The sequence below is a fragment of the Massilia sp. P1_C10 genome, assembly GCF_056406475.1.
This window is the reverse complement of the sequence record NZ_JBFUAC010000007.1, coordinates 211,967-235,426: the sequence shown is the minus strand read 5'-3', so window position 1 is coordinate 235,426 and position 23,460 is coordinate 211,967. Positions and strand designations below refer to the sequence as shown.

Here is a 23,460-nt window from a genome sequence, read left to right as displayed (position 1 = left end):
ATAAGAAGCTCCCGTCCTGGGAGCTTTTTTTCGTCCCGCGCCGCTAGAACAGCGTGTGCTGGCGGCTGGTCAGCGCGCTGAAATCGTCATCGACGAAGGGCAGGATCGCATCGGCCACCGGCTGGAGCTGGCGCGTCAGGTAGTGCTCGTAGTCGATCGGCGAGCGGCGCGCCTCCAGCGGCTCCGGCCCGGCCAGCGTGATCACGTAACGGATCCAGCCGCCGTTCTGGTATTGCAGCGGGCGGCCGTGCTGGCGATTGAATTCGTCGGCGATGCGGGCCGCGCGCACGTGCGGCGGCACGTTGCGCTCGTACTCGTCGAGCGGCCGGCGCAGGCGCTTGCGGTACACCAGCAGCTCATCGAAGTCGCCGGCAGCGGTGCGGCTGGCGTAATCGCGCACGTAGTCGCGGTAGTCCTCGCCCTTGAAGATGCGCTCGTACAGTGCCTGCTGGAACTGCTGCGCCAGCGGCGTCCAGTCGCTGCGGACGGTTTCCAGTCCCTTGTAGACCATCGCTTCGCTGCCGTCGGCTTTGCGCGCCAGGCCCGCGTAGCGCTTCTTGCTGCCTTCGTCGGAGCCGCGGATGGTCGGCATCAGGAAGCGCCGGTAATGGGTTTCGTACTGCAGCTCGAGCGCGTTGGCCAGGCCGAACTCGCGCCGCAGGTAGTCGTCGAACCACTGGTTTACGTGCTTGACCAGCGCGCGGCCGATCTCGCCGGCCTGCTCCTCCGAGTGCGCGTGCTTCAGCCATACGAAGGTGGAATCGGTGTCGCCGTAAATAACCTGGTAGCCCTGCCCTTCGATCAGCTTGCGCGTCAGGTGCATGATCTCGTGGCCGCGCAAGGTGATCGACGAGGCCAGGCGCGGGTCGAAGAAGCGGCAGCCGCTCGATCCCAGCACGCCGTAGAACGCGTTCATGATGATCTTCAGCGCCTGCGACAGCGACTTGTTCTGCTCGCGCTTGGCGGCGTCGCGGCCGTCCCAGATCTGCTTGACGATGGCCGGCAGGCAGTGCTTGTCGCGCGAGAAGCGCGCGCCGCGGAAGCCCTCGACCGTTTCGCCGGCGCCGTCGTCGCGCGTGCCCACCACCAGGCCGACCGGGTCGATCAGGAAGGTGCGGATGATCGACGGGTACAGGCTTTTGTAGTCGAGCACCAGCACCGAGTCGTACAGGCCGGACTGCGAATCCATCACGAAGCCGCCGGGGCTGTCGCCGCCCACCACGTCGCCCAGGTTCGGCGCAACGTAGCCCTGGCGGTGCATCATCGGCATGTACAGGTGCTCGAACGCGGCCACCGAACCGCCGCTGCGGTCGGCCGCCAGACCCGTCACGCTGGCGCGCTCCAGCAGGAAGGTCATCAACTCGGTCTTGGCGAAGATGCGCGTGACCAGCTCGCAGTCCTTCAGGTTGTAGCGCGCCAGCGCCGGCTTGTCCTCGGCGAAGCGGCGGTCGATTTCCTCCATGCGGTCGTAGGGATTGTCGATCGACTTGCCTTCGCCGAGCAGCGTCTGCGACACGCTCTCCAGGCTGAACGAGGGGAAGCTCCAGGTCGCCGAGCGCAGCGCCTCGATGCCGTCGACGATCAGGCGTCCCGCGGCGGCGGCGAAGTAGTGTTCCTGCTTGCCGCCATGTTCGCGCCACTCCATCGCGCTGCCTCCGCGCCCGAGCAGCAGCGGCACCTTCAGTTTTTCGGAATGCTTCTGCAGCACGCGCAGGTCGAACTGCACCAGGTTCCAGCCGATGATGACGTCGGGGTCGTGGCGCGCCATCCACTCGTTCAGGCGAATCAGGATCTGGGCGCGGTCGTCGCAGTATTCGAGGTCGAAGTCGAGCGCCTCGTCGTCGCCGTTGGGCGGGCCGAGCATGTAGACCTGTCGCTGGCCGCAGCCTTCCAGCGCGATCGAATACAGCTCGCCGAAGCGGGTGGTTTCGATGTCGAGCGAGACCAGGTTCAGCGTCGGGCGGTAGCCGGGCGCCGGCTTCAGTTGCGCGTCGACCAGCAGGCCGCTGCCGTCATCCTGGCCGCCGAACAGCACGGGCGCCGTGATGAAGCGCTCCATCAGGTAGCGCTCGGGCGGGCGCACGTCGGATTCGTAGACGTCGATGCCGTATTCGCGCAGGCGCCTGGACAGCTTGGTCAACTGGCGGTACTGCGTGCAGTACATGCCGAGCACCGGGCGGTGGTGGAAGTCGCTGAGCGACAGGTCGCGCAGTTCCACGCCGCGTTCGCCGCGCAGGACCGCCTCGGCCGACTCGCGCTGTTCGGCGGGGATGAAGGCGACCGAGGGATGCGGCGCCAGGCGGATGTGGCGCGGGCCGGCGTCCGTGGCGAGCCAGAAGTCGACCTCCGTGCCGGCCGCGGTGTCGCGCCAGTGGCGCGTGAGTAGAAAACCCTGCTGTAGTTGTTCCAACTTCCCGCTTTCGAACGCTGTTGATGCCGACTAGCGAATGATACGCGAACCGATCGCCGGGGTCTGGTGGCGCGGACCTGACACCATTTTGGATCACCTGACAAATTTTCTGAAAGGTAATTGAAAGCTGATATAGTTGGCAACAATAATTCGTCGGCAAATAGCCGCACCTTCCCCATCGCGAGGAACACCATGAAACGCTCGATCGCTTTACTGCTCGCCGTCCTGCCGCTGCAACTGGTACACGCGGCCGATACCGAACTGGCGAATGCCGTCCACAAGGACTACCAAGGCCGCCTGGCCGCGCTGTTCGACCACTTCCATCGCAATCCCGAGCTGTCGATGATGGAGACCAAAACCGCCGCGCGCCTCGCCGCCGAACTGCGCGAAGCGGGCTTCGTCGTGACCGAAGGCGTCGGCGGAACGGGCGTGGTGGCGATCATGAAAAACGGCCCCGGTCCGCTGGTGATGATGCGCGCCGACATGGACGGCCTGCCGCTGATCGAAAAATCGGGGCTGCCGAATGCATCGACCGTGCAGGGCAAGGATCGCGAAGGCAACCTGTGGCCGGTGGCGCACGCCTGCGGGCACGACGTCCACATCACCAGCCTGGTGGGCACGGCGCGGCAGATGGCGGCGCGGCGCGCGCAGTGGTCCGGCACGCTGATGCTGATCGGCCAGCCGGCGGAGGAACGCGTCGCGGGCGCCAGCGCGATGATGAAGGACCGCGTGTGGGAGCGTTTCGGACGGCCGGACTATGCACTCGCCTTCCACGTGGTCGCCGATGTCGAAGCGGGCAAGATCTCCGTGAACGAAGGCTCCCCGTACTCGGGCGCGGACACCGTCGAGATCCTGATCCATGGCGTCGGCGCGCACGGCGCCAGTCCGCACCGCGGCAAGGACCCGGTGATGCTCGGATCGCAGATCGTCGTAGCGCTGCAGACCATCATCAGCCGCGAGCGCGAGCCGCATGAACCGGCGGTGATCACAGTCGGCTCCTTCCACGCCGGCACCAAGGCCAACATCATCTCCGACACGGCCAAGCTGCAGCTGACCGTGCGCAGTAACAACGCGACCACGCGCGCCGCGCTGCTCGATGCGATCCGGCGCGTGGCGGTCAACACCGCGCGCGCCAACGGCGTGGCGGAGAACCAACTGCCCGAGGTGAATGTGCTCGACGAGAGCACGCCGCCGACCACTAACGATGCGGCGCTCACCCGCCGGCTCAAGCAGGCATGGACCGACAAGCTGGGCGCCCAGGTTTTCGATGCGAGCTACAAGCCGGGCGGCATGGGCGCCGAGGACTTCCCATTCTTCACCACCAAGCCGTATATCCCCAGCGTCTACTTCGGTGTTGGCGGAACAACGCGACAAGTGCTGGATGCCGCTGCGAATGGCGGCGCGCCTGTGCCGAGCCACCACAGCCCGATCTTCAGGATCGAAGCTGAACCGGCGGTGCGCACCGGCGTCGAAGCGACCGTCACCGCCTTGCTGGCGCTGATGAAAAAATAATCCGGGGACGGAGTCTGGTCCCGCTGGCCTCAGGTGCGCGCCGACAGGAATGATCCCTCGCAATTTGCTCGATGCGGTCCTACAAAACTGAGCAAAATACTCCGACTTTCGTACCAATGCAGTTTTTCCTAGGGTCGGCATCCGGCGGCAGCCAGCAGAGCGACACCAGCAATCGCGGTTTCGCTTCGATGGATCCTGACAAACAAAGGGAAATTGCCGTCGAAGGCGGGCGCGCCGCACATGCGTCCAGGCTCGCAGACCCGCTCGAAGTAAACCGCAAGCGCAGTTTTACCGAAGTTCGGCGGGGGCGCTTGCCCCCACTTTGTTTTGCTACGAAAGGAGCGAACATGAAGTCCGAATCGATGGCAAGCCTCGCCCCATAGGTTGGCTTTATGATCACACGATGAGCTTCGTTTCGTTGTACGTTAATTATTTATTCTATCGGCGAATCGCCTGGCAATCCTGATCGCGGACTACGGCCATGATGTCAAGACTGTAGTGCCATCCCGCCGGACGAGCGAGCGCCAGGGGATGCCCATCCCAGGCATCAAAGCAAAAAAGCCTCCGTAAAGGAGGCTTTCAGTTGCTCGGCAAGCTTACATGGCCAGCTTCTGGTAATTCGGATAATCGTGGATCGCGACGCCGCCGTAACCGGAGTTGGTCGAGAAATAGCTGTTTACCGTCGCCAGCTGGCTCTCCATTTTCGTCGCTCCCTCTTCGCAGAAGGTGACTTTGGTCGGCGTCTGGTTGCACGTCGTTTCAACGCCGACGATGGTGCGTTTGCCCTGAGCCGTGGCGTAAGAAATAGGATGGACCGCGTGCGATTCGATGCTGTCCTCACCCGCCGCGTAATCGCGATAATCCATCAGCGTGGTGCGATCGGTGGCGTCCACCATCCACTGCGACAGCGTCTTCGTCACGCCGCCCCGGGTCAACGACAGATACTCGTAGCCCATCGCGATATCGGCATTGATGTACAAACCAGCGCCCTTGGCGGCGGCGAATTTCTGGTACAGATCGACCAATTGATTGCCCAGAGAAACCGGGTCAGTCTGCCACTGTGGCAGAGTATGGGGTTCGATGTCGAAGTGGATGCCGGCGGGCCGCGCGCCCGTCAGACTGGCGACGAAGGCGTTTGCGCGCTTCAGCAAATCCAGCGGCGCCTGATGATTTGCCGCCAGCGCCCACTCGGAGGCACCAAACAGCAGTTCGACCTTGACGCCGCGCGCCGCCGCCTTGTTGATGAAGCCGGCGAGCAAGGCAGGTTTGTCGAGCAGCGTTTGGCTATGGATGAAGATCGTGTTCACCTTCCGGCCCACCGCGAAGTCGAGCATCCTCTTTTGCTTCGCGTTGGTGCCGATGTCGGCGTCGTACCAGGTCCACATGGCGCGGTCATTAACAGCGCCCACGCCGAGCGCGGCGACGGCGGGGGCGACGCTGTTGGTAGCTGCGATGCCAGAAGTGACCATGGCCAGATAAGAAGGGTTGGCAGATTCGGCGCCCTGCAATTGGGAACGATACACCGGCATCTGTTCCGAGACGACAGTCGATGCGGCCAGCTGCGTGTCCGGCGCGGCATCGATATTGTTACCGCCACATGCGGCCAGCGACAGGGAGAGAAGAGCGGCTGAAAGTTTCTTGCTAGATAACATATTAGGACCAATTGAGTTGCTGAAGAGAATCCAGCATACCTCATTGATCCTAAGAAATTAACTGCTTTGCGGAATTTTTCCTAACGCAAATTTTGTTCCAGATCTAAAAAGACAACACCGCCAACCATTTGCCAAGGCGGGCGGACATCGCGCAGGCGTGCCTGCGAGCGCCGCCTTTCCTCAAGACATCACGACGTTTGGATGCGACGATGAATACACCCCTCTCGTGTCGACGATGACCTTCGCCCGGTCCAGGATCAGGTCGTAATCGAAATCGCTGTGGTTGGTAGCCAACACCAGTAAATCGTAGGAGGCGATCGCGTCGCCCGTCAGATGCATGCTGTGCAACGCAATTTGCTGGCCGCGCCGGCTGATGCAGGTAGGAATATGCGGGTCGGAATAGTCCACCATCGCCCCGCGCGCCGTCAGCAGATCCATGATCTTGATCGACGGCGACTCGCGCATGTCGTCGATATTTTTTTTGTAGGACAAGCCCAGCAACAGGATACGGGCTCCGTGGATCGACTGGCGCCGCGCATTCAGCGCGGCGCCCACCTTCTCCACTACCCAGCGCGGCATCTGGTCGTTGATTTCGCCCGCCAGCTCAATAAAGCGCGTGGGGACGCCATACTGCCGCGCCTTCCAGGTCAGATAAAAGGGATCGATGGGAATGCAGTGCCCGCCCAGTCCCGGCCCTGGATAGTGGACGGTAAATCCGAACGGCTTGGTTGCGGCGGCGCGAATGACCTCGTGAATGTCGATGCCCATGCTATCGGCGATCATTTTCATTTCGTTGATCAGCCCGATGTTGACCGACCGGTAGATGTTTTCCAACAGCTTGGTCAGCTCGGCCGACCGGGTCGAACTCACGGCCACCACGTTGTCCACCGCCGCGCCGTACAGCGCCATGCCGGCCCGCTGGCAGGACGGCGTATCGCCGCCGCACACTTTCGGAATGTTGCGGGTGCGGAAGTCGGCATTGCCCGGGTCCTCGCGCTCGGGGGAAAACACCAGGAACAGGTCTTCACCGATCACGAAACCCCTCGCCTCGATGCGCGGGCGCAGTTCCTCGCACGTCGTGCCGGGGTAGGTTGTGCTCTCCAAGGACAGGATCTGGCCGCGTCGCAGGTGAGGAACCAGCGCTTCGATCGTCCCGATGACGCAACTGAGATCGGGTTCGCGTGAGGCGTTCAACGGCGTCGGCACGCAAATGATCAAGGCGTCCGCTTCGGCCGCGCGCGCCATGTCGGTCGTGGCCTCGAAGCCGCGCTGGCGCGCTTCCGTGATCGCCGTGGAACCGATGTGCTCGATGTAGCTGTTGCCCTGGTTGAGAGAATTGACTTTTTTCTGATCGATGTCGAAGCCGAGCACCTTGAATCCGGCTTCGGTAAAGCGCAGCACCAGCGGCACGCCGACATAACCGAGGCCGACGACGCCAATCACGGCGGTCCGTGCTTCTATCTTGCGCACCAGGACGTCGCAAAGGGACGACTCGGCGGCGGCGCCCTGGGGCATGGTCATAGTGTCTAACATGTTAGCTCCTTGTTGATTGTTAATGCTAATGAAAACGCCACAACCGTTCGAGCCCGGTCGCCACGCTGGTGAAATGGTGAAAGTCGAATTCCTGGCGCAGGCGCGCAATGTCGGCGCTCGAGTGGCGGATGTCGCCGGCCCGCTCGGCCAGGTGTCGCACCGCTGCGGGCCGCTGCGCCGTCTGGCCCATCAGGCGCACGAGCTCCAGCAGGCTGATCGCATGGCCGGTGCCGACGTTGCACACTCCTTGCGCGTCTGACGCCAGGGCCCGCGCATTGACCTCGGCAACGTCGCCGACGTAGACGAAATCGCGCGTCTGATGGCCGTCGCCGAAGATCGACAGCGGTTCGCCCTGGCGCAGGCAGCGATTGAAGATGCTGATAACCCCGGAATACGGCGATGCGGCATCCTGGCGCGGACCGAATACGTTGAAATAGCGCAGTCCCAGGGTGGAAACGCGATACAGTTCGCGATACATCCCCGCATACAGGTCGTTGATCTGCTTCTCCAGACCATAGGGCGAGATCGGCGCCGGGATGCCGGATTCGCGGCATGGGCCGGGCTGCGCGATTCCATACACCGCCGAACTGGAGGCGTACACGAAACGCCTGACCTGGCGCCGCCGCGCGCAATCGAGCACATTCAGAAAGCCACCCACATTGGTCTGGCCGGAACCGATCGGGTTGTCGACCGACGCGGTGACCGAAACCTGAGCCGCCAGATGCAGCACGTGATCGATGCCGTCGAGCGCCCGTTCCACCGCGTCGCGGTCGCGCACGTCGCCGGTCCACGCTTCCAGCGCGGCGTGGCGCGGCAGGTTCGCCTGCTTGCCGCTCGAATAATTGTCGAACACCCGGACCCGGGCTCCCTGCGCCAGCAGGCGTTCGACGCTATGCGAGCCGATGAAACCTGCCCCGCCTGTCACCAGTACATGCACGTTGATTCTCCTCGAAATGGGTGAAGGTCATTGCCGCGGCCACCGCTAAGGGCGCCGCGCGATCGGCTGTTCGGCGGGAGGCGCCGTGCCCGTGCGTACATTGCGGTCGAACTTGTCCCAGCCGCGGTCGCCTTTCAAGAACTGCCAGGTTCCGCGCATGCCCGCCAGCATGATCAACGGGCGGAAATAGAACAGGTCGAGCGGACCGATCAGCAGCATGCGCGCGAGGTCGCCAAGGCGATAATCGCGGAAGCCGTTGTCGTGCAGCGCGACGGCGACTGCCGACCCGGTCGCGCTGGTAAACAGGACGATGCCGAGCATGCAGAGATACAAGGGCCAATCGAGCATGCCGAGCGCGAGCGCCGCCGCCAGCGACAGCAGCGAGAACAGCTGCATCACCGGTGCGAGCGCTTCGAACAGGAGAAAATAAGGCAGGGCAACCAGGCCGACGCTGCCATACCGGGGACGCATCAGCATCTTGCGGTAGTGCCAGACCACCTCCAGCACCACTTTCTGCCAGCGCGCGCGCTGGCGGATCAAGCTGGACGGACGTTCCGGACCTTCGGTACGCGCCACCATGCCGGGCAGTGAAAGGATGCGATATGGCCGCCGTTCGCGGCGCATCTTCTCGTGCATCCGGAACGTCAATTCCAGGTCTTCGCAGCTAAATGCGTTCGAAAATCCGCCGAGCAGCATGAATTCTTCGCGCCGCCAGATGGCAAAGCCGCCGGGGTTGCACATCATGCAGTTCATCTTTGCCCAGCACAGCCGAGTCGCGATAAACGAGCGCATCAGGTCAAGATGCTGGAACTCGCTTAACAAATGGCGATCGACCGTGCGCTTGCCGTTGGCGTCGCGCCCCACCGCCTCCGGTTCGCGGCTGTTGCCGAAGAAGCTAGTCACCCCGACCACCTGGTCGGGAGCGTGGTTTACAGGCGCCATCGTTTTCAGAATCGCATCAGCGTGGTACATGGTGTCGCCGTCGACCGAGCAGATGTAGGGATAACGCGCGAAATTGACGCCGCAATTCATCGCGTCAGCCTTGTTGGCGCCGTTTTCCTTGGTCACCACGATCAGGCGGCGATCCAGCGCGCTCACATAGACGGTGCCGACGGTGCGGTGCGGCAAGATGTCCGGGTGCACTGTGTTATCGGGATACAAAGCGTATTCCCGCTCCAGCAGCTCGAGGGTCCGGTCGGTCGACCCGTCATTGACGACGATCACTTCGAACTCCGGGTAGTCCTGCGCCAGCAGCGAGCGCACCGATGCCAGGATCATGGTCTCCTCGTTGTAGGCGGACGCGACGATGCTGACGGGCAGCGCGAATGGCGAACCCGACATGGTCGCAAAGTCTTCCGCCATGCGGCTCCGGGTGCGAGACCGGTATTCGACGGTCGATCCGATCCACATCGCAAATACCGCCGCGAACAACAGCAGCGAATATCCGATGCTGACCCCGAGCGTGCCGCCGACGAGCGACCGCAAACCATCAGCGATGTCCATGTCATCCTCCTCCGGGTAAGTGCGCGCGCGGGGTGGCGCCCGACACTGGCGCCCGCGCCGCCGCGGCGATAGCGCGCATGGCCGCAGCAGGCTGCGCGGCCCCTTCCGCCGCCAGCGCTTCGCGCACGGCAAGGCGGACCCACCAGTCCGGGTCGGACATGAAGGGTTTGAGCACCAGCCCGAGCGCCACCTCGCCGTGCGCGCCGGACATTTTTTGCAGCGCGCGCACCGCATGGGCGCGCACGAAACCAACCGGGTCGCCCAACAGCGACACCGCCACCGCCGCCGCCTGCTGGCCGCCGACGTCGCCCATCGCCTGGGCCACCGCTTTTCTGACGGAAGCATCCGGATCCAGCGCATGGGCGCCCAGGCGCACGGCCAGTTCGCCGATGTTCGACTCGTGCGACAGCAGCCGGATCGCCCAGTACCGCAGCAGGGGCGCGGAGGCGTCAAGCTGCGGCGACAGGATCTCATCCTTCACGGCCGCGTCGAAACGGTCCAGTTGCATGGCAATGCAGGCCGGTGCACAGGCGCCGCGGCGCAGCGCCTCGACCAGGATGGCCGCCGCATTGCGGTCTCGCATGGCGCCGAGCAAGACCACCGCTGCCTCCCGCAACGCAGGCGTGCCGTCGACCAGCGCCTTGCCCAGCAGAGCGTGAAGTTCCGCTGGCCGCGTGCGGAACAACACATGCCAGGCCACGACGCGGCGCCAGCGCCGGCTGAACCACTGGCCGCGCCGGGCAACCCGTGCCAGGGCCACGGCGCCATAGCGGGCGTGCAGGCGCCGCGCCGCATGCATCCGCAGCCGTTCTGGTCGCGCCGAATCGACAACCATCTGCGCCAGTGTCCCGGTCGACGTCCAGCGCAGCACGCGTTCGAGCTGCGCGTCGCCTTCACGGCCGCCCTGCAGCGCCGTGGCCAGCAATCGCTCGCGCCGGTCGAACCGCACGCGATCGAGCAGCACGAACGCCACCAGGACAGTCCACGCGACGCCAGCGGCGATCAAGGCGCCCGGGAGGATCGAGGCGGAGTTCAAAATATTTTCCTTAACGACAGTCCAACGCGCCGCTCCCGGAACGACGGATTCTCGCGCCCGTCGGTCACATCGAAACGCAGGCTATACCCCGCCGCCATACGGTAGCGCAGATTGGCATTGATGACCTGGCCATGGTTGCCTTGCACGCCTGGCACGTTGGCGCTGTCGTACAGCCCTTGCCCGGCACTGAGGCTGGCGCCCAGGCTCCAGGCGCTGGCCGGTTGCCACAGGCCGCGCAGGGTCGCGACCCGGATGTGACGGTCGAACGGCTGCGAATCCCCGTATGCCAACTTGAATTCGAGCTCGCTGTCGCCCTGGTAGCCCGTCAGCGACAACGTGCCGATGCGCACGCGCGAGCTCGCGAACGAACGGTAGACCGCCCCGGCCTGCAGAGCAAGCGTGCCGAACTGCCGTCCGACCTGCGGTTCGATGGCGTAACGCGGCAAAAAGCCGGGATCGGCCGCGACGGAGACTTGTCCCGACCACAACCACGGCCCGCTGCGGCCGAACAGGCCGCCAATCAATTGGGTATCGGTGTCCTCGGCGCGCCGCTGGTTTTCCGCCGCGACATACCAGCCGGCCGCCGGCGCCGTGCGCGCGCTCAGCTGCAGCCGATTGGTCGCCCAGGAGTCTTCGCGGGCGCCGATGGTGACCCGGGCGCGCTCCGCGGCGCCTTCGAGCGACCATACGGTCTGCGCTTGCGCCGCGGCGCCGCAGCCGGCGAACGCAAGCGCAAGCGCCTGGCCGAGGGAGGGAGTTCTAAACATGGGCAAGATGATGCTCGGCCATTTGATCGATGATCTGGTCCAGGCGCACCAGCGGTTTGGAGCCGACCACCGCGTGCAGGCGATGCAAGTCCGGAATGCGTCGCGGCATGTCCTCGAAATTGTCGTCGTGATAGGCGGTGTCGTAAGGCACGAACACGATTTCAGAATCGCTGTGCGTGCGCGATTTGACCCGCCGCGCCAGATCCACGATGGAAATCTCCTCCGACGAGCCGATGTTGAACACTTTTCCGTAGCTCTGCGGTTCGCGGATCAGGCGCTTGATCGCCCACACTACATCCTGCACATGGCAGAAGCAGCGCTGCTGCTGGCCATCGCCGTACACCGTGACCGGCTCACCGGCGACGGCTTGTGCGATAAATCTTGGCAATACCATGCCGTAGCGGGCGCTTTGCCGCGGGCCCACCGTGTTGAAGTGGCGCCCCACCACCACCGACAGTCCGCGTTCGCGATGATAGGCCAGCGCGAGAAACTCATCGATGGCCTTCGCGCAGGCATACGACCAACGTCCCTTGCACGTGCCGCCGAGAACCACGTCGCCGGCCTCGGCAAACGGCAGCGCGGTGGATTTTCCATAGACCTCGGACGTCGAGGCGACGAACACGACCTTCTGTTTTTGGCTGGCCAATTCGAGGATGATATCGGTACCCTGAACGATGCTCTGAATCGTACGGATGGGACTCTCGAGCACCCGCTTGACCCCGACCACGGCGGCGAGGTGGAACACATAGTCGGCGCGATCTATGAGTTCGGCCATCAACTCGTGGTTCATGATCGAGTCGACGATCAATTCGAAGTTAGGGTGATCGCGGAAGGTCTCCAGATTATCGGCGCAACCGGTCGACAGGTCGTCGACCGAAATAACCCTGTGCCCGTCGGCGAGGAGCGATTCTGCAAGATGCGAGCCAATAAAACCTGCACCGCCGGTGATCAGATAAGTATTCATGCGATTCTCCACAGTTGACATCAAAATCTAAAATAGAATGCGATCTTCAGGGCGCAAGAATCCCGCGCGGCGGCGCTGGCCGCAACAATACTAGCGTCGGGAAATCAAATAGCGGTAAAAGACGCGCTCCGGTTAGCGCGACCCTCAATCAATCTTCGATAATAGTTCTTCTAAGCTTCTCCCTATCCGGCCGCAATACCTCGGCTAACTACGCAGGCTTTAAATCAGCTTAAACTACCCTTTGTGCATAAGCCAAGCTCTTCTGTCGTTCCAGCGCCACTCAGCAGGATATTTTTTTGCTAGTTTTAGCGAGGAAATCAATATTGGCGTGCAAAGAAATTATTATCAAGGCGCGAGCACTACCACCGCGCCGCTGCCGGATCTAGATGAGCGCGATTCACGATTATCTACAATATGCCGACACCGCCCTAAATCCGAAACAAAACGTAGACATCGGATAGACGGAATTGTAGAGAAAATAAAAGGCGGCGCCGCGCTGGCGTTCAGAGATCAGCAGCGAATAAAAAGAAAATATCACCCGCAGGCAAAGCGCATACACCAGATCTACAAACAGTGATATACCCAGCACGATGCCCGCGTTATCTTGCAGGAATAACGGTCAGGTACAAGCGACAATCAAAAAAGAGCATGATGATCTCAAATAACAGCCCTCCGATCAGATGCAAAGAGAAATTGCGCCAGCCCAGCAAGCCGGGGCGCAGACAGGCTCGAGCATGCCGCTGGTGACGCAGCGCGCCAGCTTGGCCGGCGAGTCCAGTTCAGGGCACAGGCCTGCGCCAGCGGATACACGTAGCGGCCCTTGCTGGCGCGCTCGAATTGCGGGATATGTTTGAAATTCTGGCGGATTGCAATCAAGAACAGCAAGCGCCGGATATCGGCCAGCTCGTTAAGGGCGATGTGCAATTGCGGAGCGAGAAAATCGAAGCGCAGCGATTTCTTCAATGCGCCGGCCAGACTACAATTACCGGCGATTAAAGGACTCTCATGCGGAACTTCCGTAAGCAGCAGGCGGCACCAGAATGGCGAATTACGTATTTGCCGGGCTAATTGATCGATATCTCCTTTCCACGCGGACGATATCCGGACACCCGACGGCATAATATCTTTGTTCATCAGGTGTTCCCGGCTTGCGACGGTAATGCAAGGCACCGACAAACGACATTCAATATCCGAGAAAACGACGATCACAATAAAACCTCAAGAGCAGCGACAATTAACGATTAATTGCCATATAACACGATTCGTCAGTTTTGTTGTTGGCTGAATTATAGGCACGGAAAACCAGTTCTTACAACATGCATTTTGCATTTTTGCGACAAAGCGAGGAGTCGCATGAAGTTTGCTCAGGCATACAATCTACCGTCGGCGCAAGAAGATCATTGGTATAGACTATTGGTACCCCTTGATAAAGTATTAGTTCCTATTGGTGACGAAAGGAATTAATTAGGAATAGGAAATTAGAATGTCCGACGGTTACAGACTAAATTTTATTGTCAGTTGGCTTATCCGGGCTCCTCATGTATTATTAATTTCATGCGGGCCGCATAAAGCCCGCCGTGCCAACAAAGCGGGGGCGCGCCGCGTCCCTGCCCAATTCATGAGATCACGCTTATGTCCGCGACAATCCACTCGATCCATGCCCAGCGCCCGCTATATGCGCCGCCGGTTGCGCTGGCCTCCGAGCGCCGGCGCCGGGCGATCTGCAAGCTCGGCCGCACCCTGCACGCGGCCGGCTACCGGTTCGCCCCTGTCTCCGGCGCAACCCAGCGCGCCGTCAACGCGCGGCCGGAAAATGCCTGCGCCTTCGATATCGCCGCCATTTTCGGCTGGAACCGGCCGTTCGCCGCAACGCTGCCCGATCCCAGGCTGCTCAAGCTGATGCACGCAGCGCAAATCGTCGACGCCAACCGGACGATGCTGCGCAGCTCGGTCCGTGCGGTTTCGGTGCATGGCGACCTGTACCTGCACTCGGTGCACCAGGAGCAGCGCGAGACCCGCGTCGATTTCGGACCTGGCGAGTTTCGTTTCGTGCGCGCGCTGCGTGCCGCGCTGCCGCGCTTTAGCCGCAAGGTGGGGCGCGCCGCGTGTCTGGCCTGCGGCGCCGGCGCGGGCGCGGTCACGGTGGCGAAATTCCAGCCGGGCGCCGAAGTGTTTGCAATCGACGGCAGCGCCACCGCGCTGGCCTTCGCCGATATCAACGCGCGAATGGCGGGCACCGGCAATGTCCGCGCGGTCAATTTTGCCGGTATCAACGACGGCGCCGGACCGTTCGACCTGATCGTCGCCAACCCCGCGTGGCTGTGCAATGGCGGACCGCTGTCGATCGGCATGATCATCAGCGCCATCGAACACCTCGCTTGCCAGGGAACGCTGATGCTGCAGGCAAAAGTCGCCGTGGTCCAGGGCGTTGACCGCTTCCACGAGGCGCTCGCGCCGCACTTGCGCGCCGGCGCCTTCAGCTGGACCTACGACGAGATCGATCCGGACATTTCGGGCGAGTTGCTCGATGCGCCGCCGCAACCCGGTCTCGACCGCGTCGCCGCGGTCTGGCTGTGCGCGACACGGCGAAAGTAAGGCGGCGACACGCATGGGCGCCCTGCTCCGGCTTCCACCTTGCGCTTGACCGGCGCCACACGTCATGGACATCCAACCGCCCGAACCATCCGGCGCCGCACTCCCGGCTCGCCCGGCGTGCAACGCGGTCGCGCTGCGGGAATATGTCGCCAACGACACCCGCGTGCCCATGCCGGCACTGCCCGTGGAAGAGCGTGCGGCGCTGCTGGACCAGGCGCGCGACGCGGTTTTCGTGCTCGACATCGAGCAGCGGGTCTGCTACTGGAACGGCGGCGCCGAGCGGCTGTTCGGCTGGAAGGCGCAGGAGGCAGTCGGTGCACGCGCCGTCGACCTGATCGGCTTCGACGGCGACGGCTTCGCGCACGCGTGCGAACGCGCGCAGCGCGAAGGGAAATGGTGCGGCGAACTGCGGCACCAGCATAAGGACGGCAGCATCGTCGAGACCGAATCGCACTGCAGCATGATCGTGCCGAGTCCGCGCAACGGCGGCGGCGCGAAAATCCTGGTCACCAGCGACGAGGTGGGCGAACGCAAGAAGAATGAAGCCCGGATGTTCCGGCTGGCGTATTTCGACCCGCTGACCGAGCTGCCCAATCGCACCACCCTGCTCGACTGCCTGCACAAGGCGCTGCTGAAAAGCGTGCGCAACCACGGCGTCGGCGCCGTCATGTTCTGCGACCTGGACAACTTCAAAAAGCTCAACGATACCAAGGGCCACGCGGCGGGCGACGCGATGTTGCGGGCCGTCGCGCGCCGGCTCGAAAACAGCGTGCGCGAGACCGATGTCGTGGCCCGGCTCGGCGGCGACGAGTTCGTCGTGCTGCTCGATCCGGGCGACACGACCTATGAGGACGCGGCGCGGCGCGCCGAATCGGTCGCCGAAAATATCCTGCGCAACATGGTCGCACCCATCTTGCTGGCCGACGAATCCCATCCGATTTCGACCAGCATCGGCATCACCTTGTTTTGCGGCGTGGTCGACACCACCGAATCGGTGTTGATGAAGGCCGATGCGGCGATGTACCAGGCCAAGGCCGCCGGCCGCAACACGCTGCGCTTTTTCGACCCGATGATGCAAGCGTCAATCGTCGCGCAGCAGCAGCTCGAATCCGACCTGAGCCAGGCGCTGACGTCGCGCGCGTTCGTGCTGCATTTTCAACCGCAGGTCGATGCGGCCGGGCGCATTGCGGGCGCGGAGGCGCTGATCCGGTGGCGCCTGCCGGACGGACGCCTGGTGCTGCCATCGGCCTTCATCAAGGCTGCGGAAGCGAGCGGCCAGATCCAGGAGATCGGCAACTGGGTCCTGGCGACGGCGTGCGCCCAGTTGGCCGAATGGGCCGGGGCGCCGGAAACGCGCGGTCTGTCGCTATCGGTCAACGTCAGCGCGCATCAATTTGTCGAGCCCGGATTCCTGTCGACCGTCGCGGGCATCCTTGCGCACACCGGGGCCGACCCGCGCCGACTTAAACTGGAGCTGACTGAAAGCCTGCTGTTTTCGAATACCGACAGCGCGGTCGCCACAATGGACGCCATGAAGGCGATCGGCGTGACCTTCACGCTCGACGATTTCGGTACCGGCTATTCGTCGCTCGCGTACCTGCGCCGCTTGCCGCTCGATCAGTTGAAGATTGATCGTTCATTCATGCGGGATGTGCTCAGCAATGCCAACGACGCCGCGATCGTGCGCTCGATTATCGCGCTGGGGAGCAACTTGGGCATCGGAGTCATCGCGGAAGGCGTGGAGACGCAGGCGCAACGGGACCTGCTGGCGCAGGAAGGGTGCGGCCATTTCCAGGGATTCCTGTTCGGCCACGCGATGCCGAACCAGCAGTTCCTGCTCGTGCTCCGTCGTGCCGGTGCAGCGCTGGCAGCCGAGTAACGGGCGCCAAAACGAGCTTGTGGGAACGGTTCATGAGGCAAATTGCGGCCACCAACGAGCGTCAGGGTTTTGCGCGCAGGCTGGCCGATGCGATGGAAGCGAACGGGTGCTCGCCGCGCCCCGGCGACGTGCTGATGGAATTCAACAAACGAGCGCCGCGGGCGCCGGTCACGGTGTTCGCGGTGAGAAAATGGCTCAAGGGCGATTCGATTCCGACCCAAGACAAGCTGCACGTGCTGGCCGCCTGGCTGAACGTATCGGCGCAGTGGTTGCGATTCGGCGACGAGGCGCCGCCCGCCGATGCGGCGCATGCGTCCGCCGAGACCTTGCCGCCGCGCGAACGGCGCCTGCTGGCCGACATCCTGCTGCTCGACGAGCCGTCGCGCAAGGTGCTGGAGGATGTGCTGGCGTCGCTGCTGCATCACCTGGCACAATCGCCGTCGACGCGGGAGTAGGCCCTGGGTGCCTTCCGTTCAGGGCGGCATCGGCACCTGGGCATGGCATGGCATGCCCAGGTCGGCCTTGATCCGGCGAATCGGCCACCCCGTGATTTCATGAATGCGTAGCACCAGGCCGGCACTGACGGGGCGGTAGCCATGGCGAAGGCGCGACAGGTTCGCCGGTTCGATCCCGATTGCTTCCGCCAGCGCAGCGTCGGTGCGCAGGCTGGTTTCCTGCTGAACTGCATCGAAGAGTTGTGCGGCCGAACTCATGTTGCCCTCCAGTGCAAGCGACACCAGCAGCCTCGTCTTTTCAGTGTAGACGTTTCTTCGCGCGGCCACCGATTTCTGGATGTCCGTAGTCACCTGCGTCCCGCCGATGTGGCGGGCGGGCTCGCGGACTTCGCCGTGACTGTTGCGGCGTGCGCCGGGCTCGCGTTTATCGGCTCGCGATCGCTGGCGTCAACGCTGCTGCCGGCGCGCCTGGAGGCCTGCCGGCTCGGGCTCGCGGACCGGTGAGCGGTTGACGCGAACCTTCAGCGAGGCGCCTTACTTCGGCGTGCCGAACACCTGCGTCCAATACGGGTGATTGTTGTCGCGGCCGCCGCCGCCGAGCGCGTAGGCGCTGCCCATCTCGGTGAACCAGCGGTCCATGATGTTGGCGCAGTGGCCAGGGCTGGCCAGCCATCCGGCCATCACCTCGTCGGCTGATTGCTGGCCCGCGGCGATGTTCTCGCCGATGCCGAGGTAGCGGTAGCCGGCATGCTTTGCGCGATCGGACACTTCGCTGCCATCGGCTCCCTGGTGGCTGAAGTAGCTCTTCCTGGCCATGTCGCTGCTGTGCGCCAACGCGGCGGTGGCGAGCGAGCCATTCCATTTGAGCGGGCGCGCTGCATCGAAGTGGCGATTGCCGCAATTGCGTGGCGTCGCGCGAGCCCGGTTCACGGCATCGAGGATGAGCTTGCCGGTATCGCGCGGATCGGGCACGCGAGCTCCGCGGACATTCGACAAGCGCGCACCTTGTGGCGCCGCCGTCGCGCGCGCCAGCACGATTTGCCACGAGTCGCCGTTGCGGGCGGTGCCGACCGACGTCCATTCCGTGCCCAACAGCGCGCGGCACTGGGTGCCCCAGGCCGCGTCCATCGCCGCGTCCGCAGTGCGCGCGCCGGACACGTAAATGATCTTGGCCTCGGCGACCGGGTAGCCCAGGCGTTCGAGCGACTGGTCGATGTAGCCGCCTTGCGGAACGCGCGCCCGCGCCAGGGCCGGATGCGGCGTCAGCGCCGGCGCCGGATCGGCACGCCAGCCGTTGCAGCTCGCTGGATCGGCGCGGTAATCGTTGATCAGGTCGGCCAGGGCGTCGCGGCTTTGCGCGTGCGACGTGGTTGCGGCGAGCAGCGGCAGGCAAATCAGCAGGGCTCGCAGCAGCGGGGCCGGGGCGAATTTCATGGAACGGTTTTTCAAGGTGACATCCGTGGCAATGGTGTTGTAACAAGGTGCGGCGAGTTGCGGCTCTTGCTGCTGAGCAAATCGCTACGTTAGCATGCGGGCCTGCCGGATTGCTGGAGGAAATCGTTTCAATATGTTGCTGCGGCGGGCGGTCCAAGGGCGTCCCGTATCGAAGGCGCTATCGCGCGAATGTGTCGTATCAGGGCAACGTCGCCAGTTGGTGGCGACCCCAGGTCAGCCAGGCTGGGAAGGATCCGCAATGACGATGCAACGATTATTTTTCGCCCGCCCACGTCCAGGCAGTCGCGCGCGCGTTCGCTACCGGCAGGAAATCGCGCACGCGCCGACGAGAAAAATATCGGAATATCGAAACCAAGAAGTCCAATTTATGCGATACGGGTATATGATGACTTAGCCACGTTACGCGGATTCGCCATGGACCACGTTTCATTACCCACCAGCTCTGGAGTCGCCAAATCGGCCGGCAAATCGAGTGCGCCTGGTCATCACGACGGAACCAGCTGCAATGCAAGACAAAACCAGATATTGGCCGCCCTGCCCTCGCCGGACCTGCGCGCGCTTGTCGACAATCTGGAGTTGGTCTCGCTGCCGTTCGGCGCGGAGCTGTTCACGCCAGGTCAGAAACCTCCGTACGTTTACTTCCCGACGACTGCAATCGCCGCCCTTTTATATGTGATGGCCGATGGGGCGACTACTGAAATCGCGGTGATCGGTCGCGAAGGCATGGTTGGCATGGGCCTGTTTTTAGGCGAGCGATCGACCACCACTGCGACGGTCCAGACTGAGGGTTACGCCTTCCGCATGAGGACGGCGTTTCTGCGCGAAGCGTTCAACAAAGGCGGCGGTTTGCCGTATGTTCTGATGCAGTATTCGACAGCGCTATTTGCGCAATTGGCGCAAAACACCGTCAGCAGCCTTCACGCGTCGATCGAACAAAAATTATCCCGTTGGCTGCTCGACCGTGTCGACCGTTCGGAGTCCAACGAGCTGAAGGTCACTCAAGGGATGATTTCGTTAATGCTCGGCGTACGCCGTGAAAGCATCACGGCCGCAGCACAAAAATTGCAGGCCGCAGGATTAATCGAATGTCACAGAGGCATCATTCTGGTAGCGAACCGCGCTGGGCTCGAGCATCAAGCGGGCGAATGCTACGAAGTGGCGAAGGCGGCAGGCGGCCTACTGGCGCCCCCGGGAAAAATTTGAGGTGCCCCCGCGACACATTCGGATTAGACCGTTTAGCGGAAAAAGCCAGCATTCCGCCTCAGCGTTCGCCTGCAACAGCCACATTCGCAGTAAACACCCTGCGCTGATCGACCGGCGCGGTCAGGGCGCGGTCGGCTAACTCGCGCCTGACGCCAAGTTCGTTCAGAAATTTCCGCGCGGCTTCATCGCCAAGCTGGAATTGCACGGCCAGTCCGGCATTGATTTGCGCAGCTGTTTCGCGGTCCTTCCGCGGATTGAACTTGATCATGGTTTCCCCCCAGGGTCAAAGGCAATATTAAACACTATAGTCCCCGTCAGGGCTTCATGGGAAAAAATAGCTCGCTGCCTGCTTCGCAAAGGCGAGGCAGTGCTCCCTTACCAACTCGTAGGGCGCCACAGCCTGACTTGCGTGTCACCGTTTCGCGCAAGTCTTTCAATTCGCACTGCCGTGATCTCACTGTGGCCGTCCGGAGGAATGGACTTCAGGATAGCGATGGAGTCGTCAAAACGGCCCAGCAAAAGCAGCAGATCCCCTTTCCACGCATTCCAAGTTCAGCAACCAAGGTGAGCCAGCGGCCTGGCGAAAAAAAGCTCCCACGAGGGGAGCTTTTTTCCTACTACTTGGCGGAGAGGGTGTCAGCAGAATCTCCCTATGAAAAATAGTCCTTGATTGCTCCTTACCCCCCAGCCTACCCTCCATTTTTCCGCCTCCAAGGTTCGCCTACACGGGCGGCAACAAACCAACGGACGATCGGCGTGCAGCGACACCGGACGTCCCTTGGGCCGCTTTCGACCCGAAGCCGCCGGAGCGGGACTCCGGTGTAACGTTACATTTGACCAGCTAGATCACGCTGACCTGGTAACTGGTTCCTGCTTTCAAGCAGGCTTTGGACGGCGCTCATCTTCACCGGTTTCACCAAGTGATGATCGAACCCCGCCTTCAAGGCTCGTTCCTTATCCTCTGGCTGGCCGTATCCAGTTACTGCCACCAACACTGATGAAGCCGTTTCCTTTGCCTGCCGTAGCCGCCTTGCCAACTCATAACCATCCATATCAGGTAAGCCAATGTCGAGAAACAGTATCGACGGTGCGGCCCGTTGTGCAGTTACCAAAGCGGCATGACCGTCATTAGCGACCCATACCTGATGCCCAAGGGTCTCCAGCAGTAAGGCCAGCATTTGAGCGGCATCCTCATTGTCATCAACAACCATCAACGGAAGTCCCGTCTGGGCTTGCTGCGCAGTGGGCGATTCGCCAGACACTTGACGCAAATGCCCTGCTTCAGTGACGCGAGGCAGCCGTATAACAAATTCGCTGCCTTTCCCCACACCTTCACTGGTGACACTGACTGACCCAGCATGCAGCTCGACTAGGCTCTTGACTAATGCAAGTCCCAATCCAAGCCCACCTTGTCCCCGGTCTGACGATCGTTCACCCTGGGTAAAGAGCTCAAAAATGTGCGGGGTGAGTGTCGGCGCCAAGCCAATGCCGTTGTCGGTTACAGATACGACCACCGCGCCGAATTGCGCCGTTACGCGAAGCACGATGTGGCCGTTTGTCGGCGTGTACCGAGCCGCGTTATGTAATAAATTGGCAATAACTTGGATCAATCGCGTCCGGTCACCTTTGACGTAGCACGGCTCATCTGCCGTTTGAACGATTAGCTGGTGCTTTTTTGCCTGGATTTGAGAATGAATTTGTTCAACTGCGTCAGCAACCAGATCGTTGAGATTTAGGATGTCTGCTCGCATCGTTACCAGACCACGCGTTACTCGCGAAACGTCCAACAAATCATCAACTAGCTTCGTCATGTGTGTGACTTGCCTAGCGATGATGCTTGCGGTCTGTTTTACTCTGGCTTCGTCAACGCGCCCCATATTCAGAATTTCTGCAGCGGTACTAATCGGCGCTAAGGGATTGCGCAGTTCATGCGCCAGCATTGCGAGAAACTCGTCTTTACGCAGGTTTGCAGCTTTCAGCTCGTCCTCGGCAGCCTTGATTTCGGTTACATCTGTGTTGGTGCCAAACCACTGCACGATCGTTCCCGCTTCATCGCGCAGGGGTGCTGCTCGGGTGAAGAAGGTGCGAAATTCGCCGGTTGCTGAGCGCAGGGGAAAAGTCAATTCCCATGGGTCGCCGCTTTCAAGAGATGCCTTCCAATGCTGGACAACCATCGGCAGTTTTTCGGGGTCATGAACCGCTTGCCATCCCCAGCCAAGCATTTGTTCTTCCGTGGTCCCTGTATACTCGTACCAACGGTTGTTGTACCAATGAATGTGGCCGTCTGAGTTCGCCATCCAGGCCAGGTGCGGAAGGTTATTGGCGAGCTGGCGCAGGCGCTCCTCACTTGCCCTGAGAATGGCAGCGGCGTTGACTGCATCCGTGACATCGCTTCCCTCGATGAAGACCCCCGAAACCTTTTTTGAGCTATCGACAATGGGTTGCAAGATAAAATTGAGATAGCGCTCCTCCAGTTGCTCGCCGTCGCCGCGTTGCAAAAGAACGCGCTCTGCCTGTCCAAAATAGGCTTTTCCGCTTTGAAGAATTTCATCCAAAACTCGGATGTACCCCTGTCCGACCAGTTCCGGCACCGCTTCGCCAACTGGTTTGCCGATCAACTGCCGGTTACCAATTAGCTGATGGTAGGCGTCGTTTGCAATTTCATAGGTATGGCTTGGTCCTGAAACCACTGCAATGTAACCGGGTGCCTGCTGAAACAGGGTGCGCAAGCGCTCGTTTTCGTTAACCTGCTTTTGCTTGGCATGGAACGCGTCCGTTGTCTCCAGGCACACAGCGTAAAAGCCCTCGACTTCACCGCTGTCTCCTCTCACGCCTGAGTACGAAAACGTGAAATAACACTGCTCAAGACTGCCATTTTTGAGCAACATCAGCGGCATGTCCTGGAAGTACGATGTTTTGTCTTCCTTGGTCTTATCGATCAACGCTCGTATTTCAGGCGAAAGCTCGCCCCAGACATTTTCGAAGGTCGCTCCTATTGCTAACGGGTGCTTGTCCGTCAGGATTGGAATATAGCCATCGTTGTAAAACGAATAGCCTTCGTTACCCCATGCCAGGTACATTGGAAAACGCGACGCCAGCATGGTCGAGACGAAATTGCGCAGGGCCTGAGGCCAAATGGCAATCTCACCTAAAGGGTGACTTTGCCAGTCATGGGCGTTGATCAGCGACGCCATGACCCGGCCTTCGTCTGATGAAGTCGCGAAGCACTTCTGTAGATCCATCCCGTCTCCTCGGTATAGCTGAACTTCGTATTTGTCATCGCTGGACTGCCGAAGTCGTTCAATTTTCTTTGCTAACTATGCTAGTAGTCTTTGTAGGCGAAATAATAACTACATTTTTAACCAAATCGCGGCATCAGCCCCTCAATCGCCCGCCGACGGTCGCCACCGGGGTGCATCTTCCGTAGCTGCACTCGAGTAATGTCGACGTTCTCCGGGCCTAGTAAGAAGGCCAATAACGGCGTAAAGCGCTAGACCTCTTGCTGTCAGCTCGCTCTGGGCGAGACGTCCCAGGGTAACAGCCACCACCATCCTCGACT

18 protein-coding genes and 1 pseudogene are annotated in these 23,460 nt (G+C 61.7%); 6 read left to right on the top strand and 13 right to left on the bottom strand.

The genetic code is table 11. The annotated features are described in order from the left end of the window. Nucleotides 1–43 precede the first annotated feature (43 nt). Nucleotides 44–2,410: a DNA polymerase II gene (locus AC1D02_RS16680; RefSeq protein WP_477318832.1), complete on the bottom strand. Its 2,367-nt coding sequence runs from the start codon at nucleotides 2,408–2,410 to the stop codon at nucleotides 44–46. A 192-nt stretch (nucleotides 2,411–2,602) separates the two neighbouring features. On the opposite strand from AC1D02_RS16680, the gene AC1D02_RS16675 reads away from it, so the two are divergent. Next, the gene (locus tag AC1D02_RS16675) at nucleotides 2,603–3,922 is read left to right on the top strand and encodes an amidohydrolase (protein ID WP_477318830.1); all 1,320 of its coding nucleotides are present in this window, start codon (nucleotides 2,603–2,605) and stop codon (nucleotides 3,920–3,922) included. A 116-nt stretch (nucleotides 3,923–4,038) separates the two neighbouring features. Continuing rightward, a pseudogene (locus AC1D02_RS16670) lies at nucleotides 4,039–4,170 on the top strand (KGG domain-containing protein); the annotation flags it as partial. A gap of 348 nt (nucleotides 4,171–4,518) precedes the next feature. Here the strand turns inward: AC1D02_RS16670 and AC1D02_RS16665 are convergent. From AC1D02_RS16665 to AC1D02_RS16630, 8 genes are all read right to left on the bottom strand, one after another. Beyond that, nucleotides 4,519–5,574 carry a hypothetical protein gene (locus AC1D02_RS16665; RefSeq protein WP_477318828.1) on the bottom strand — a complete coding sequence of 352 codons (1,056 nt, stop codon included), beginning with the start codon at nucleotides 5,572–5,574 and terminating at the stop codon, nucleotides 4,519–4,521. Nucleotides 5,575–5,754: 180 nt separating this feature from the next. Further along, nucleotides 5,755–7,107 (bottom strand): nucleotide sugar dehydrogenase, encoded by a 1,353-nt coding sequence (locus AC1D02_RS16660; protein ID WP_477318826.1) that lies wholly within the window; start codon nucleotides 7,105–7,107, stop codon nucleotides 5,755–5,757. 25 nt (nucleotides 7,108–7,132) lie between these two features. Next, entirely contained in the window at nucleotides 7,133–8,044 is a 912-nt protein-coding gene (locus AC1D02_RS16655) for an SDR family NAD(P)-dependent oxidoreductase (RefSeq protein WP_477318824.1), read from the bottom strand. 45 nt (nucleotides 8,045–8,089) lie between these two features. Further along, on the bottom strand, nucleotides 8,090–9,385 hold the full coding sequence (locus AC1D02_RS16650) for a glycosyltransferase family 2 protein (protein ID WP_477318952.1): 1,296 nt from the start codon (nucleotides 9,383–9,385) through the stop codon (nucleotides 8,090–8,092). Nucleotides 9,386–9,548: 163 nt separating this feature from the next. Beyond that, entirely contained in the window at nucleotides 9,549–10,583 is a 1,035-nt protein-coding gene (locus AC1D02_RS16645) for a HEAT repeat domain-containing protein (RefSeq protein ID WP_477318822.1), read from the bottom strand. Beyond that, nucleotides 10,580–11,350 (bottom strand): YaiO family outer membrane beta-barrel protein, encoded by a 771-nt coding sequence (locus tag AC1D02_RS16640; RefSeq protein ID WP_477318820.1) that lies wholly within the window; start codon nucleotides 11,348–11,350, stop codon nucleotides 10,580–10,582. Before AC1D02_RS16640 ends, AC1D02_RS16645 begins: the two co-directional genes overlap by 4 nt. Further along, nucleotides 11,343–12,314 carry a GDP-mannose 4,6-dehydratase gene (locus AC1D02_RS16635; protein WP_477318818.1) on the bottom strand — a complete coding sequence of 324 codons (972 nt, stop codon included), beginning with the start codon at nucleotides 12,312–12,314 and terminating at the stop codon, nucleotides 11,343–11,345. The genes AC1D02_RS16640 and AC1D02_RS16635 overlap by 8 nt, the downstream gene beginning before the upstream one ends. Before the next feature lie 657 nt (nucleotides 12,315–12,971). Further along, entirely contained in the window at nucleotides 12,972–13,448 is a 477-nt protein-coding gene (locus tag AC1D02_RS16630; protein WP_477318816.1) for a hypothetical protein, read from the bottom strand. 498 nt (nucleotides 13,449–13,946) lie between these two features. Here AC1D02_RS16630 and AC1D02_RS16625 point away from each other — a divergent pair, with 498 nt between their 5' ends. The 3 genes from AC1D02_RS16625 to AC1D02_RS16615 all read left to right on the top strand — a co-directional run bounded on the left by AC1D02_RS16625 (nucleotide 13,947) and on the right by AC1D02_RS16615 (nucleotide 17,243). After that, the gene (locus AC1D02_RS16625) at nucleotides 13,947–14,909 is read left to right on the top strand and encodes a methyltransferase (RefSeq protein WP_477318814.1); all 963 of its coding nucleotides are present in this window, start codon (nucleotides 13,947–13,949) and stop codon (nucleotides 14,907–14,909) included. A gap of 64 nt (nucleotides 14,910–14,973) precedes the next feature. Beyond that, nucleotides 14,974–16,788, top strand: coding sequence for a putative bifunctional diguanylate cyclase/phosphodiesterase (locus AC1D02_RS16620; protein WP_477318812.1), 1,815 nt, complete (start codon nucleotides 14,974–14,976; stop codon nucleotides 16,786–16,788). A gap of 32 nt (nucleotides 16,789–16,820) precedes the next feature. Next, nucleotides 16,821–17,243, top strand: coding sequence for a hypothetical protein (locus AC1D02_RS16615; protein ID WP_477318810.1), 423 nt, complete (start codon nucleotides 16,821–16,823; stop codon nucleotides 17,241–17,243). Between the two features lie 18 nt (nucleotides 17,244–17,261). On the opposite strand, the gene AC1D02_RS16610 is transcribed toward AC1D02_RS16615, so the two are convergent. Together AC1D02_RS16610 and AC1D02_RS16605 are read right to left on the bottom strand one after the other, a co-directional pair. Beyond that, nucleotides 17,262–17,594 carry a hypothetical protein gene (locus tag AC1D02_RS16610; RefSeq protein WP_477318808.1) on the bottom strand — a complete coding sequence of 111 codons (333 nt, stop codon included), beginning with the start codon at nucleotides 17,592–17,594 and terminating at the stop codon, nucleotides 17,262–17,264. A 183-nt stretch (nucleotides 17,595–17,777) separates the two neighbouring features. Then, complete coding sequence (locus AC1D02_RS16605; protein WP_477318806.1) at nucleotides 17,778–18,677, bottom strand: CAP domain-containing protein; 900 nt, start codon at nucleotides 18,675–18,677, stop codon at nucleotides 17,778–17,780. A 435-nt stretch (nucleotides 18,678–19,112) separates the two neighbouring features. Between AC1D02_RS16605 and AC1D02_RS16600 the strand changes: the two genes are divergently transcribed. Next, nucleotides 19,113–19,901, top strand: a complete 789-nt coding sequence (locus AC1D02_RS16600; protein ID WP_477318804.1) for a Crp/Fnr family transcriptional regulator — start codon at nucleotides 19,113–19,115, stop codon at nucleotides 19,899–19,901. 58 nt (nucleotides 19,902–19,959) lie between these two features. Here AC1D02_RS16600 and AC1D02_RS16595 read toward each other — a convergent pair whose 3' ends face one another. Next, entirely contained in the window at nucleotides 19,960–20,169 is a 210-nt protein-coding gene (locus tag AC1D02_RS16595) for a hypothetical protein (RefSeq protein ID WP_477318802.1), read from the bottom strand. A 559-nt stretch (nucleotides 20,170–20,728) separates the two neighbouring features. After that, complete coding sequence (locus AC1D02_RS16590; protein ID WP_477318800.1) at nucleotides 20,729–23,143, bottom strand: PAS domain-containing hybrid sensor histidine kinase/response regulator; 2,415 nt, start codon at nucleotides 23,141–23,143, stop codon at nucleotides 20,729–20,731. Between the last annotated feature and the right edge of the window lie 317 nt (nucleotides 23,144–23,460).